A 13,534-nucleotide genomic window follows, 5' to 3' on the forward strand; every position below is an offset into this window, starting at 1 on the left:
CGTTCTTTATGCGAGTACCCTTTTTTGAACCACAGAGTAAAAAGAGTAAGACACAGAGGAACACATCGCAGTTTATATATTTTATAAATATGATTTAGAACAACTTAATGAGAAGATATAGCTACTATTTATCCCATCCATCCCACTAATCCCATAAAATCCCGGTTCAGACATTATTGACCCACCAGGAAAACGGCATTGCAAAACAACATTTTGCCACCTTGCCAAAACAAGCGGAACAATGGATCTTCGGTAAGATATACCATACTGCCCTCGCCCTCGTTTTGTACGCCAAATACCATCGCATCCTTCAGTTGGGGCTTTAGTTTGCTGCCTACAAAACCGGCAGTATAAGCTGCTTTTTTAATAACCCCTACATTCCATCCATCTTTCAAAAAATTAACTATGCTGCTGTTGCTTTTAAGCGTGTAATAGAAATTGGGATACCCGTAAGCCAATGGATGTGTAGTATCCATATCCAACTGGTAAATGGCACCTATGATTGTCTGGCTCAAGTCGCTTCTTTCGCGGCTGCCATATACTCTCAATGCAGTGTAATCACTGTCGGAAGCAACAGAATCCAACTGATTTTCGCGTATGGAAATATCCCAGCCATTTTTTGCCAATTGCACCACCGCATCTTCCATCGCTATTATCTTACCGCCGTACAGCACAAACTGATGCAGTTTTTCCTGTACGTTTCTGTTGCTTAGAATTGTATAGCTGCCAGCCGGAAAAATGAGTGTATTGTACTTACTTATATCCAAACGATTAAGATCATCTGCATTTAGCAACGTTATGGGATATTGCAGCGTTTGGTCAAATAAGTGCCACACTTCGCCGGCAGCACCAGCATCAACCTGCCCTCCGGTAAGCATGGCTACCTTTGGCGCGTGAATATACTGTACATCTCCCGAGCCAAAATCAGAACCTTTTTCCACAAAGCCACTTTCTACAGGTATTGCCTGTATATTGTATTTACTGCAGGCATCGTTTACTACAGCATTCCAGTTGTTTACATTATTGCCACGCAAAACAATGAGCGTACCGGCACTATAGTTTTTACCATTGTAGGTGAAAGCCTTATCAGTAAAACGTACTTTTACACCATGCGATAAAAGGTAAGCCAATACCTGGCTGGCATTGAACGAAGTATAGGGAATCAGCAAACCGTAATTACTTTCTGCACGCGTAATGTTTGTTGTTGGTAAGCTGCCGCCTACCGGCAATTTGTCTTTTATGCCATACGTTTTAATGTTATAAGCATACGGTAACGACCATGCAGTAATATCGTATGTAACCGAATCTTCCAGGAAACTTTTAGGCTCAAATAATACCCGCAATAAGGTGCTTCGCGGTTGAAAAGCGGAGATAGCAAGCTGAAAGCCTTCCTCTTTATAAGCTTCCTCTTTGCCGGTAAAATAGTTATAACCGTGGAAGTTTTTTGCGTTGGTAATGCCATACCTGATGTGATTTTTATCCAGCAAAGCAGCTATCTCCTGCAACTGATTAATATCTTTCGAAGTCATCACATAGGTTTTGTAAGGTGCATTTACCGCATTTACCGAATTGTCGTAAAACTGCTTAAACTCACTTACCAACCTTTTTGCATTCTTTGAAACAGTTTCTATAGTAGCCATACTGGTTGTGTAATGGTGCATTATACGGTCAGCCAGCGTTAAAGTGTCTTCATCTTCCAACCGAATGCCTAAGCCCGCACCAATACCGCCTTGCTCGTAGGTCATACCGATAGCGCCACTGTACAAAGGATAGGTATCGCCATAAGAGGGATAAAACAAATCAAACTCTTCTCTGGTAAAATAGAGCCAGCCATTGGCATCAAAATACTTAGCATTGTTTTTACCAACCATCACCTGAAAGTCGCGCTGCCATTGCGTTATCACTTCATGGTAAGGCTCGGCTGCCGGTGCAAAATAATAGGGCGAATTAGGGCCTTGCTCATGAAAATCCACATGCACCTGCGGCATCCATTCCTGGTACTTTTTTAGCCGTTGCTGTGTTTCCAGTTGCGTTTGCCAGGCCCAATCACGGTTAAGGTCAAAATTGTAATGGTTGGTTCTACCTTGCGGCCAAGGCTCCCGATGCTCACGCGCTTGCGGGTCGGCATTAAATTGTACACCCACTGTGGAGTTGTACCAGTTTACATACCGGTCGTGCCCGTCGGGGTTTTCAATCGGGTCTATTACCACAACCAGGTTTTTCAGCCAATCCTTTGTTTGTGTATTGCTGTCACTCACCAATGCATATAAGGTAAGCATTGCTGCTTCTGCCGACGAAGGCTCGTTGCCATGCACATTATAACTGAGCCACAAAATAGCAGGCACACCAGTAGTTTGAGGTGCAATATTGTCTTTCAGCATGCCGGTAATGCGTAGGTTATTCTTGCGTATTTCTTCCAGTCGTTGCAGGTTTTCGGGCAAGCCAATGTAAGCCAGTATTAAATCCCTTCCCTCGTATGTTTGTCCATATTTTTCCACCTTTACCATGTTGGGTTTAGCGGTAGCAACTGCACTAAAATAATCATCAATTTTATAACCTAGTGTAAAGTGCGTACCTACAGGATAACCCAAAAACTGCCGGGGAGAAAGAAGTTGCGCAGAGACAGAAAGCATACAAAAAATAAAACCGGAGAGCAATACTGTTTTTTTCATAAACAAAGCAATAAGTGAATAAGTTAAAAGTAATGGCTTTTGATTAAACAGGTTTGAAAGGAATGTAATTGGTTAAAAAACCGGTACATTCATACACGGAAATAAGAAGGCACAACATCTTTCACATCATCCATATCCCGCTTATATTTGCCCACTATGTCTGCCGAAAGTATCATTGCCGATTGGAAAAACAAACGTTTTAAGCCCATCTACTGGCTGGAAGGCGAAGAACCTTATTTTATAGATGTGGTAATGAACTATGCAGAGCACCAGCTTTTACCGGAAAGCGAAACCGGCTTCAACCTTACTGTTTTTTATGGTCGTGATGCCGATTGGGCGGCTGTGGTAAATGCCTGCCGCCGCTACCCGATGTTTGCCGAAAGGCAAGTAGTGCTGCTGAAAGAAGCGCAACAAATGAAAGATATTGAAAAGCTGGAAGGTTATGTAGAAAAGCCGCTGTCATCTACTATTTTGGTGGTAAGCTATAAAGAGAAAAAAGTAGATGCACGTACCAAATTTGCCAAAACACTTAAGAAAAATGGGGAATTTTTAAGTACTGCAAAGCTGCGTGATTATGAACTGCCTGGCTGGATAAGTCAATACATACAACAACAAGGTTTAAGCATCAACCAAAAGGGATTGAATATGCTGGCTGATAATATTGGCAGCGATTTGTCGCGCATTGCCAATGAAATTGATAAGCTGGAAATAAACCTGAAAGGCAGAAAAAACATTACGGAAGAAGATATTGAAGAATACATCGGCATCAGCAAGGAGTTTAATGTATATGAGTTGCAGGATGCGTTGGGCAGAAAAGATGTGCCTAAAGCTATTCGCATCATCAAGTATTTTGAATCAAACCCTAAAGCCGGTCCTATACAACTGATTTTACCAACGCTGTACAATTATTTCAGCAAAGTATATTCAATGTATGGCATGGAAGACAGGAGTGAAAAGAAAGTGGCGTCTTTATTTTATAATAATCCTTATGCTGCGAAGCAGGCGTTGCAAACCTTCAATTTGTACGGCTATAATGGAGTGGAAAAAGTGTTGTTGCTATTGCATCAATACAATTTGCGAAGTATTGGTATAGATAATGCAGGCACTGAAGATGCGGATTTGATGAAGGAATTGGTAGTAAAAATGGTGAGTTGATTTATTTTGGAATTAAAGAAGTACAAAAGACACAGAGAAACACAAAGGATTTGTTGAAAACTATACTGTTTTATTCTTCGCTGTTTAACAACTTTAAAGCTTGCTGTTTATCTGCTGCCAGTTGTGCTTTTAATGCATCCAAACCACTGAATTTTACTTCGCCACGGATGTAATGTTTTATAAAAACACGTAATGTTTGCCCGTAAATATCTTTATCAAAATCAAACAGGTTTACTTCAATTGTGCGCTTAGTGCCATCAACAGTAGGACGCACACCAATGTTCATCATGCCTTTGAGAGAGTGAGGAGTGGTAAGTGGTAAATTAGTGCCTAAATCACTCACAACTGACGACACATCACTCACATGCCCATTGCGCACAACTTCCGCCTCTACTGCATACACCCCATTACCGGGAATCAGTTTTTCTTTATCTGCTATTTCTAAATTGGCAGTTGGATAACCAATGGTTCTGCCCAATTGATTGCCCATTACTACTAACCCTTCAAAAAAATAAGTATAGCTCAGGAATTTATTTGCCGCTGCCACATCACTTTTCAGCAGGGCTTCACGAATGCGTGTAGAAGAAATAATTACTTCATTCAACACATGCTCCGGTATTTCCTTTACTTCAAAACCCAGTTGTTTGCCATACTTTTCCAGCAAATGATAATCGCCGCAGCGCCCCTTGCCAAACTTATGGTCGTAGCCGATAATAACGGTATGCGGATGGAATTTTTCCCATAAAAAATGTTGAATATATTCTTCGGCACCCTGGTTTGAAAAAGCCGCATCAAAAGGAATAACCACCAAGTGGTCAATACCCAACGATTGCAGCAAAGTAATTTTTTCGGGTAAGGTAGTAAGGATAGGAACGGCTAATTGCCCCTCGCGCACCACCTTTCGCGGATGCGGATGAAAAGTAATAATAACCGTTTCGCCATGTACTTTTTCAGCTTCGCTCTTCAACTGCTCAATAATTTTGCGATGACCGGCATGTACGCCATCAAACGTACCGATAGTCACTACTGCATTTCGAAAATGAGGCAAATGGGCTAAATCTCGATGTACCAGCATAAACGAAGCAAAGATAAGATGCAGCCCGCATCCCCTAAAGAGAGTTTTGCCCCTTCCCTGAAGGGAGATAGAAATAGCAAAGTATAACAATCTATCATCACTTACATTTGCAGCCATTCCTTTACTTTATTATTCATTTTTGGTCAATGGCTTACAACTATCTATATAGCCGCATTAATTACTCCCCTTCAGGGCATGGGGGCATCTATTCGCAACGTGGTGTTTCGGCACAAAAAGAAGAAGTACATGCAGCCATACAAAAACTGGATGCCGGCTTGTACCCACATGCTTTTTGCAAAATGTATCCCGATTTTATTGGTGGTGATGCTGATTTTGTAAATATCATGCATGCCGATGGTGCCGGCACCAAAAGTATTCTGGCCTATTTATATTGGAAAGAAACAGGCGATGTAAATACCTGGAAAGGCATTGCGCAGGATGCAGTAGCGATGAACCTGGATGATTTGTTGTGCGTGGGTGTGTATGATAATTTGCTGTTTTCTTCTACTATTGATAGAAATAAAAAGCTCATTATGGGCGAAGTATTGAAAGCAGTGATAGATGGTACACAGGAGTTTTTTGATATGCTGAAAAGCTTTGGTGTACACATCCACTATCTTGGCGGCGAAACGGCGGATGTAGGCGATGTAGTGCGCACCATTGCCGTGAATGGAACTATGATGGCACGACAGCAAAAAGGGAGAATTATTACTAACGAAAAGATACAACCCGGTAATGTAATTGTGGGTTTTGCATCTTATGGCCAAGCTACCTACGAAACAGCATACAACAGCGGTTTGGGTAGTAATGGACTTACCAGCGCCAGGCATGATGTATTGAGTAAATGGTATAAAGAAAACTATCCCGAAACCTACGAACCATCGCTGGCAGATGAGGTAGTGTATATTGGTAAAAATCGCATGACAGATGAATTGACTATTGATAATTCTACATTCACAATCGGCAAGTTGTTGCTTAGTCCCACGCGCACCTACGCACCGTTGATGAAAGTGTTGCTGGAAGAACAGTTTGACGACCTGCATGGCGTGATTCATTGCAGTGGCGGCGGACAAACAAAGTGCATGAAATATTTACCTGCACCGATGAAAGTAATTAAAGACAATTTATTTACACCGCCACCTATCTTTCAATTGATACAACAAAACTCCGGCGCGGATAACAGGGAAATGTACCAGGTATTTAACATGGGTCACCGCCTGGAAATTTTTACTAATGAACAGGCTGCGGAAAAGATGATTGCAACTGCAAAAGGTTTCAATATTAACGCAAAGATTATTGGCAGGACGGAAAAGAATAATGAAAAAGAATTGAGACTGTATGCTGGAGATGAATTGATTGAGTATAAGTTTTAGTAAAGTTTTTTATGCAAAAAAAGCAGCACCATTAGCGTGCTGCTTTTTTGTTAGCATCTTAGGGTACAATTTAGCTTTCTTCCACCCGAAAGGTAATTGCTTGTTTTGTTTTTGCCTCAGTTGCACGTCCGTTTAAGACAGCAGGAATCCATTTAGGCCCGCTTTTAATAACACGCACCGCTTCTGCGCCGGTTCCGTAGCCGGGATCGTTTTCTGCTTTTACGTCCGACAGATTTCCCTTGGTATCTACTGTAAACGAAACGACAACCGTATAAATTCCGGGAGGAGCTTTCTGCTCTTTAGGTAAATTTGCATTCAGGTTTCTAATCAGATAATTCTTCCAGGCTTCTGCCCCACCGGGAAATTTTGGATCTGTCAAGCTTACATCATATTGAAATGCTTTACTTTCCGGTTTGATGGTAGTATCACTTGTAACTGAACTGATGGCCGCAGTCGCTGTAATAAATGTCGTGCCACTGGTACTTGTTTCGTGCTTATCCTTTGTAATTATTTCTATCAGCCCATTTTTACCCCTTTCACCATATTTTTTTACAGCATATTCATCTTTTAAAACCGACATAGAATAAATACTATTAGGCTTTAACTTTTGCAACGCTTCTTTAGACATTTCTTTCCCATCAACAAAGAAAATGGGTTGCTTTTTACTATCTGTTTTCATTAAAATTTTATCCGCCTGAATGGTAATATTTTCCGGAGGAAACGTAACGGTCTTAGATCTCAAATCAATATCCACGCTATCCGATGTGGAATTTTTGTTTTTTTCATCACCATTTTTCAAATTAATGATGACCACGCCATTCTTACCTCTTTCACCATATTGCTTTATAGCGCCGCTGCCTTTTAGAACATTAATGGATTCTATTTTGGATTTATCAATTTTTTCTAATTCAACTGCTGAAACTTCCTTACCATCAACAAAATATAAAGGCGTTTTGCCACTGGTATCTGTTATTACAACACTTGTAGTTTCAGGTGCTGCATTGGCGTAAGCAACTACGCCCTGCAAAATAGCTCTTGCCAGTTGCTCTACTTTTTTTGCATCTGTTAACTGTTTTACATTATCAGCATTATTAATGTAGCCACACTCTACAACAATGGCAGGATAAGGATTTTTATCTATTACATAAATGCCTTGTTCCTTGCGCTGCATTATGGTGGAGCTAACCGGAAAATCATCCTTTGCCACTTGCAGCAAACTGGAACCAAGTAAGCGGCTTTGCCTGTAATTAGCATTGGATTCATCTCTTGTTATATACACGCTCACTTCATTTTTGCTGGTCTGCGGCTCTTCTGTAGTATTCACATGTATAGAAACAAAAGCATTTGGATGCGCCTGCTCAATCACATCCATTCTCATTTTTTGATCCATGGTTATATCTTCCGTTCTCGTCATTTTTACCGTAATGCCATATTCCGGTGCTAACGCCTGCACCTTTTTAGCAACAGATAAATTAATGTCTTTCTCCATGATACCATTTATACCAACTGCACCAGCTTCACTTCCGCCATGGCCGGCATCTACCAACAAAGTGAATGGAGTATTGGTGTGTACTAAACTTTGCTGTTGCCTGCTTTCTTTTAATTTAAAAGCAAATAACATAATGGTACCTGCCAGCAAAGGCAATATCATAATGCGTCTTACATAACTGTAGCTCGTTTTTGCAGATGTGGTAAGCATAAGTAACCGTCTTTTTATAGGTGAATAATTGAATGATTGCGCAGGAGAAAATATGTGTTTGCCATATTGCGATTGAAGCAACACAAGTGCAAATGCTTCTGCACTCTTGTTTTCAATAGCTTTTTCATCGGCAATAAACTCGTGTATCAGGCCCAGCTCTTTTTGTATAAGCCAGTAGAAAGGATTCATCCAAAACACAAGCGTGGTTAAGCGTAAAAACAATTTATCCCAGCTATGTTTTTGTTCAATATGCGTGAGTTCGTGCTTAAAGATCTGCCGGCCGGTTAAGTCGGTAATATCAATTGTGTTTTTCCAAAACAAATTGTTGAAAAACGAAAAAGGCGCTTGTTGTAAATCAGTATTAATAAAAAGAATATCATCAAGCTTTTCAACCGGATATATGTGCTTAAAGCGATAGAGTTTATGAATACTAAATATAAAAAACAATAGCATTAGTAACGTAATGAGTGCATACAATAGCATGATGAACAAACTCCAAGAAAATGTAAAAGCGCCGCCATCAGCATTTATTTCCACCGTATTTACAACGGCTACATTCATCAATTGAATCACCTGGCGGTTATTGCTTTGAAACTCCCATAATTCAATGTTCAGCAGAGGCAGTAAAAGGCTGAGTGCGACACTCATCAGCAGGTAAAAACGGTTATAATAATGGAATCGTTTGTTGCGCAGTACAATGTAGTAATACAGGAATAAAATGCCCGAACATATAGTGGCTTTCAACAGGTATATGAGTATGGCTTGCATATATGGCAGTTTACTTTTTCTTTAATTGTTTTAGCAGCAGTTCCAGGTCTTCGAGGCTTAGCTTTTTTTCTTCTACCAAAAAAGAAACAGCTTGCGCAAACGATCCGCCGAAATAGCCTTTTACCAAACCATTCATAGTGTTTTTAAAATAAGCCTGCTTGCTGATAAGTGGCTTATACTCGTTCATTCGCCCATATACCTCCGTTCCTACAAATGCTTTCTCCATCAATATCTTCAATAGGGTAGCTACGGTATTTGGGTGCGGTTTTGGAGCGGGCATGGCTTCTACGATATCTTTCAAAAAACCTTTTCCCAACTTCCATAAAGCCTGCATAACCTGCTCTTCGGCTTTGGTTAAACTTTTCATACAACTAAATGTTTAGTCAAAGATAAACTAATAATTTAGTTTAACAACTATTTTTTTAGTTATTAATTTTTGCCACTAAGGCGTGAAGGCACCAAATGGCTTTTACGCAAATGATTAAGACATTGTAGCGGTGCCGTAATATGGATATTAGCGCTTCCTGCTTTGGCGTAAAAATACGCTGCCTGCCGTGTAAAGCTTTTAACGTCAACTTATCTGAGTGAGGGATTCATATACTTTTATTCCCTTTATGCCTTCATGGTTTAGCGGTTTAAACATGTATCTAAAAATAAATTTTTAAAATTGCATGTATATACATATATTTGCATTGTGAAACTGGAAGACGCCATACAATCGCACAACTTTACAAGTGAAAAACAAAAAGCCGGGCTGCACATTTTATTTACAGCTTACCAGCTAAAATGTGAAGTGAGTGCTATATTGAAGCCTTTTGATCTTACTGCCGAGCAGTATAATGTGCTGCGTATTTTGAAAGGTAAGCACCCGCAAAATATGTGTGTAAAAGATATTGCCGGCCGCATGATTGAACGCAGCTCCAACGTACCACGCATTATAGACAGGCTTGTGTACAAAAAACTGGTAAAAAGAAGCCAATCGAAGGAAGACAAGCGTGAAACAATGATGATTTTAACGGATAAAGGCTTGGCATTATTGGAAAGCAGTTCGCAAAAAATGAACGAAACGTTTGACGGCATTCTCCGGCTAAGCAATGAAGAATCAAAAATCTTGAATGATTTACTGGAAAAAGTGAATAAAGAACAATAATTGTTACAAACTAATTTTATTTAAAAACAACTAAAAACAAAAATTATGGCAACTTACAAAATCGATCCCGCACACTCCGAAATCAATTTTAAAATTAAACACCTGATGATTACCAGCGTTACCGGCAGCTTTACTAAGTTTGAAGGTTACATGGAAAGCGAAAAAGACGATTTTACCGATGCGAAAATTCATTTTGAAGCGGAAACAGCAAGCATTACTACACATAACGAACAAAGAGACGGACACTTAAGATCACCTGAATTTTTTGATGCTGAAAAGTTTCCAAAAGTTACGTTCGACTCTGCTTCTTTTCAGAAAAAAAGCGGAGATGATTACACGCTTACCGGCAATCTTACCATGCACGGCATTACCAAATTCGTTACACTGGATGTAGAACTTGGCGGCGTAAATACAGACCCCTGGGGACAAACAAAAGTAGGCTTTGAAATTGTTGGCAAAATCAACCGTAAGGAGTATGGTTTGGAATGGAATGCAGCCCTCGAAACCGGCGGTGTAATGCTGGCCGATGATGTAAAGCTGCAGATAAGCGTGCAGTTGGTAAAACAGGCTTAAAAATTGAAATCTGCTACAAAAAGAGCCAGCCAGCTATGAATATCGAAATAATATCCGGTAGTCCGCGTAAAAACAGCATGACCAATCGTGTGGCGTTGTTCTTAAAGGCTTACCTGCAAAAGGTTTCGCAGCATAATATTAATATTATAGATGTACGTGATTGGGATATTCCGGTGCTGGAAACAGCATGGATGTCGCCAGAAAAAGTACCTGCAAACCTGCAGCCGCTTGGCAGCCGCATGTTTGGCGCCGATGCGTTTATTATGGTTACACCCGAGTATAACGGCAGCTATACCTCGGCGCTCAAAAACCTGTTTGACCATTTTCCAAAGCAGCAGCACAAAGCATTTGGCATTGTTACCGCATCGGATGGTGCTATGGGCGGCATCCGCGCCAGCCAGCAGTTACAGTTACTCATTCACGCGCTGTTTGGTATTGGCTCGCCATACATGCTGGTAGTACCCGGTGTAAACAAGAAGTTTGATGAACAGGGTAATTTGCTCGATCCTAATTTTCAAAAGAATATAGACATCTTTGTTACCGAGTTGTTGTGGCTCGCCGAGAGCATACACCCGGTAGTAGAGCCAGCCGAATTAGCATAAAGGATGAATAAAAATCCCTCCTGTGCAGAGGGATTTTCTTATTTGGATAATTTATATATGCCCCACTGTTCTTATTACGTACTAAGTACAATGTAACGTAAATTCTTTTAAGTTCAAGGAGTACTTAAATATAATGATAGCCATTTTATTAGCCAAGCCATCCACCAAGTTAATGAAAGTCCATCTTAGGCAAAGTTGGCGGGGCACGGACGGATGCACGGAGCGATCATGCCGCCCCTGAACCCACGAAGTGGCTCATTGAGGCAAAAGCAATCAATTATTCACGAAATAACTAAGCGAAGCGTTCTCATGAATACCATTGAAAAACATCAACCCATTCATAACTTTTTGGTTAGTTTTTTCTTTCAATGCCTGTCACGCAAGGCGTGAAGAAAAAGTCAGACAATGACTTGCTGTAAGAAGTTACTCTCACGATATTTACAAGCCCTGCTACACTGCGATTAAATCTAATTTTTAAATTTATTTATGTTACACTACAATAAAATTAGTAAAAATAGCAATGTTAATTAACAAACAAAGCAACTAAAGCAGTGGTTATAAGTTTTACAACTGATACCTTTTTTGTTACCTTTGCGCCTTCCTACACAACATGAGCGACGAAATAAAACATGAATGTGGCTTAGCCTACATTCGCCTGTTAAAACCGTTTTCCTATTACCTCAAAAAGTATGGCACTGTCATGTACGGCATTAACAAGCTGTACCTGTTGATGGAAAAGCAGCACAACCGCGGACAAGATGGCGCCGGTATTGCTGCCGTAAAACTGGATGTAGAACCAGGCTATCCCTTCTTGTACCGCACCCGCAGCAATGCCCAGCAGCCTATTGCCGATATTTTTTACAAAATTGGCCAGGAAGTACACGAACTGGAAAAATACCAGTCCGATATTCGTCAGCACCCCGGCTTAATGAAAGGTCATTTGCCTTTTATGGGTGAGTTGCTGCTCGGACATCTCCGCTACGGCACACAAGGCAGAAATATGGTAGAGTTTTGCCATCCTTTCATCAAGCGCGACAATAACCCAGGGAAAAATATAGCACTTGCTGGTAACTTCAACCTGGTGAATACAGAAGAGCTGTTCGACTTAATAAATATGGATCCGGGCGAGTTTCAAAAGCAAAGCGACCTCGCTGCCATGCTCGAAGTTATTCACCATTTTCTTTCCAGAGAAGATGACGCGCACCCTAATCATGCCAATATAGCGAATGTTTTAAAAAGGGCTACTCCTCTTTTTGATGGCGGTTATACAATTGGGGGGTTACTGGGTAACGGCTATAGTTTTGTTACCCGCGATGCGCACGGCATTCGTCCAGCTTATTACTATATTGATGATGAAGTAATTGTAGCAGCCAGTGAACGGGCTTCTATTCGTACAACATTTAATGTGGGTGAAAACGAAGTGCACGAACTGATGCCCGCACATGCATTGATTGTGGATGATAAAGGCAGCCATGTAATAGAGAAAGTACAGCCGCCAAAAGAGCGCCGCGCCTGCTCGTTTGAGCGTATTTATTTCAGCCGCGGCTCCGATGAAAAAATTTATCGCGAGCGTATTGCATTAGGCAACCATTTAAGTCATCGCGTACTGGAAGAAATTAATTACGACCTTAAAAATACCATCTTTTCCTATATACCCAACACTGCCGAAGTAGCTTTTTATGGTTTGGTAAAAGGTATGGAAGATTACCTCAACCAGCGTAAGATTCAGCGTATTCTTAGCTGGGGCGATAATATTAATCCTGAAGCGCTGGAGGAACTGGTGAACCGTAAAATACGGCAGGAAAAAATTGCCATTAAAGATGTAAAGCTTCGCACCTTTATTACCGAAGATACCAGCCGCAACGAGATGGTGCAGCACGTGTACGATATTACGTATGGTACGGTTAAGAAAGATTCGGATACGCTGGTTGTAATAGACGATTCTATTGTACGCGGCACAACTTTAAAGGAAAGTATTGTGCGGATGCTGGCAAGATTGAGTCCTAAAAAAATCATTGTTGTTTCTTCTGCTCCGCAAATACGCTATCCCGATTGTTATGGCATAGATATGAGCAAATTGGGCGATTTTATTGCTTTTCGGGCAGCCATTGCCTTGCTTAAAGAACGCAATATGATGCACTGCCTGGATGAGATTTATGAGCAATGCAAAGAACTCCAACGCAATAACCAGTTGCATACCGAAAATTTAGTGCGCTACGTGTACAAACCTTTTACTACCGAAGAAATATCCAATAAAATTGCGGAATTAATTACACCACCCGATCTGCAAATTCCGGTACAGGTAATTTACCAAACGATTGAGGACCTGCACGATAGCTGCCCAACCAATACCGGCGACTGGTATTTTACCGGCAACTATCCTACACCCGGCGGCAACCGCGTGGTCAATCGTGCTTTCATCCATTTTATGGAAGGAAAAAATATGCGGGGTTATTAATTTTTTACC

Annotated in this window: 10 protein-coding genes; 6 read left to right on the forward strand and 4 right to left on the reverse strand. The window is 40.8% G+C overall.

Going from position 1 to position 13,534, the window contains the following annotated elements; genetic code table 11:
- Positions 1-173 precede the first annotated feature (173 nt).
- Entirely contained in the window at positions 174-2,672 is a 2,499-nt protein-coding gene (locus tag FC093_RS14450; protein WP_137262502.1) for a M14 metallopeptidase family protein, read from the reverse strand.
- 156 nt (positions 2,673-2,828) lie between these two features.
- Here FC093_RS14450 and holA point away from each other — a divergent pair, with 156 nt between their 5' ends.
- Positions 2,829-3,827 (forward strand): DNA polymerase III subunit delta, encoded by a 999-nt coding sequence (gene holA, locus FC093_RS14455; protein WP_137262503.1) that lies wholly within the window; start codon positions 2,829-2,831, stop codon positions 3,825-3,827.
- A gap of 70 nt (positions 3,828-3,897) precedes the next feature.
- On the opposite strand, the gene FC093_RS14460 is transcribed toward holA, so the two are convergent.
- Positions 3,898-5,019, reverse strand: coding sequence for a bifunctional riboflavin kinase/FAD synthetase (locus FC093_RS14460; RefSeq protein WP_240743313.1), 1,122 nt, complete (start codon positions 5,017-5,019; stop codon positions 3,898-3,900).
- A gap of 29 nt (positions 5,020-5,048) precedes the next feature.
- Here FC093_RS14460 and FC093_RS14465 point away from each other — a divergent pair, with 29 nt between their 5' ends.
- Positions 5,049-6,275, forward strand: coding sequence for an AIR synthase related protein (locus FC093_RS14465; protein ID WP_137262504.1), 1,227 nt, complete (start codon positions 5,049-5,051; stop codon positions 6,273-6,275).
- 70 nt (positions 6,276-6,345) lie between these two features.
- On the opposite strand, the gene FC093_RS14470 is transcribed toward FC093_RS14465, so the two are convergent.
- Together FC093_RS14470 and FC093_RS14475 are read right to left on the reverse strand one after the other, a co-directional pair.
- Entirely contained in the window at positions 6,346-8,742 is a 2,397-nt protein-coding gene (locus tag FC093_RS14470) for an N-acetylmuramoyl-L-alanine amidase (protein ID WP_137262505.1), read from the reverse strand.
- A gap of 10 nt (positions 8,743-8,752) precedes the next feature.
- Complete coding sequence (locus FC093_RS14475; RefSeq protein ID WP_137262506.1) at positions 8,753-9,109, reverse strand: BlaI/MecI/CopY family transcriptional regulator; 357 nt, start codon at positions 9,107-9,109, stop codon at positions 8,753-8,755.
- 327 nt (positions 9,110-9,436) lie between these two features.
- On the opposite strand from FC093_RS14475, the gene FC093_RS14480 reads away from it, so the two are divergent.
- The 4 genes from FC093_RS14480 to FC093_RS14495 all read left to right on the forward strand — a co-directional run bounded on the left by FC093_RS14480 (position 9,437) and on the right by FC093_RS14495 (position 13,525).
- Positions 9,437-9,892 carry a MarR family winged helix-turn-helix transcriptional regulator gene (locus tag FC093_RS14480; protein WP_170971095.1) on the forward strand — a complete coding sequence of 152 codons (456 nt, stop codon included), beginning with the start codon at positions 9,437-9,439 and terminating at the stop codon, positions 9,890-9,892.
- Between the two features lie 45 nt (positions 9,893-9,937).
- Positions 9,938-10,465 carry a YceI family protein gene (locus FC093_RS14485; protein WP_137262508.1) on the forward strand — a complete coding sequence of 176 codons (528 nt, stop codon included), beginning with the start codon at positions 9,938-9,940 and terminating at the stop codon, positions 10,463-10,465.
- Between the two features lie 35 nt (positions 10,466-10,500).
- Complete coding sequence (locus tag FC093_RS14490) at positions 10,501-11,067, forward strand: NADPH-dependent FMN reductase (protein ID WP_137262509.1); 567 nt, start codon at positions 10,501-10,503, stop codon at positions 11,065-11,067.
- Between the two features lie 610 nt (positions 11,068-11,677).
- Complete coding sequence (locus tag FC093_RS14495; protein ID WP_137262510.1) at positions 11,678-13,525, forward strand: amidophosphoribosyltransferase; 1,848 nt, start codon at positions 11,678-11,680, stop codon at positions 13,523-13,525.
- Positions 13,526-13,534: the final 9 nt, after the last annotated feature.

This window comes from Ilyomonas limi (genome assembly GCF_005233845.1).
In the GTDB taxonomy this organism is placed as follows: Bacteria; Bacteroidota; Bacteroidia; order Chitinophagales; family Chitinophagaceae; genus Ilyomonas; species Ilyomonas limi.

Excerpts from the sequence above, each read along its gene's own strand:
- FC093_RS14450 (WP_137262502.1), bottom strand. The coding sequence starts at position 2,672 with ATGAAAAAAACAGTATTGCTCTCCGGTTTTATTTTTTGTATGCTTTCT.
- holA (WP_137262503.1), top strand. The coding sequence starts at position 2,829 with ATGTCTGCCGAAAGTATCATTGCCGATTGGAAAAACAAACGTTTTAAG.
- FC093_RS14460 (WP_240743313.1), bottom strand. The coding sequence starts at position 5,019 with ATGGCTGCAAATGTAAGTGATGATAGATTGTTATACTTTGCTATTTCT.
- FC093_RS14465 (WP_137262504.1), top strand. The coding sequence starts at position 5,049 with ATGGCTTACAACTATCTATATAGCCGCATTAATTACTCCCCTTCAGGG.
- FC093_RS14470 (WP_137262505.1), bottom strand. The coding sequence starts at position 8,742 with ATGCAAGCCATACTCATATACCTGTTGAAAGCCACTATATGTTCGGGC.
- FC093_RS14475 (WP_137262506.1), bottom strand. The coding sequence starts at position 9,109 with ATGAAAAGTTTAACCAAAGCCGAAGAGCAGGTTATGCAGGCTTTATGG.
- FC093_RS14485 (WP_137262508.1), top strand. The coding sequence starts at position 9,938 with ATGGCAACTTACAAAATCGATCCCGCACACTCCGAAATCAATTTTAAA.
- FC093_RS14490 (WP_137262509.1), top strand. The coding sequence starts at position 10,501 with ATGAATATCGAAATAATATCCGGTAGTCCGCGTAAAAACAGCATGACC.
- FC093_RS14495 (WP_137262510.1), top strand. The coding sequence starts at position 11,678 with ATGAGCGACGAAATAAAACATGAATGTGGCTTAGCCTACATTCGCCTG.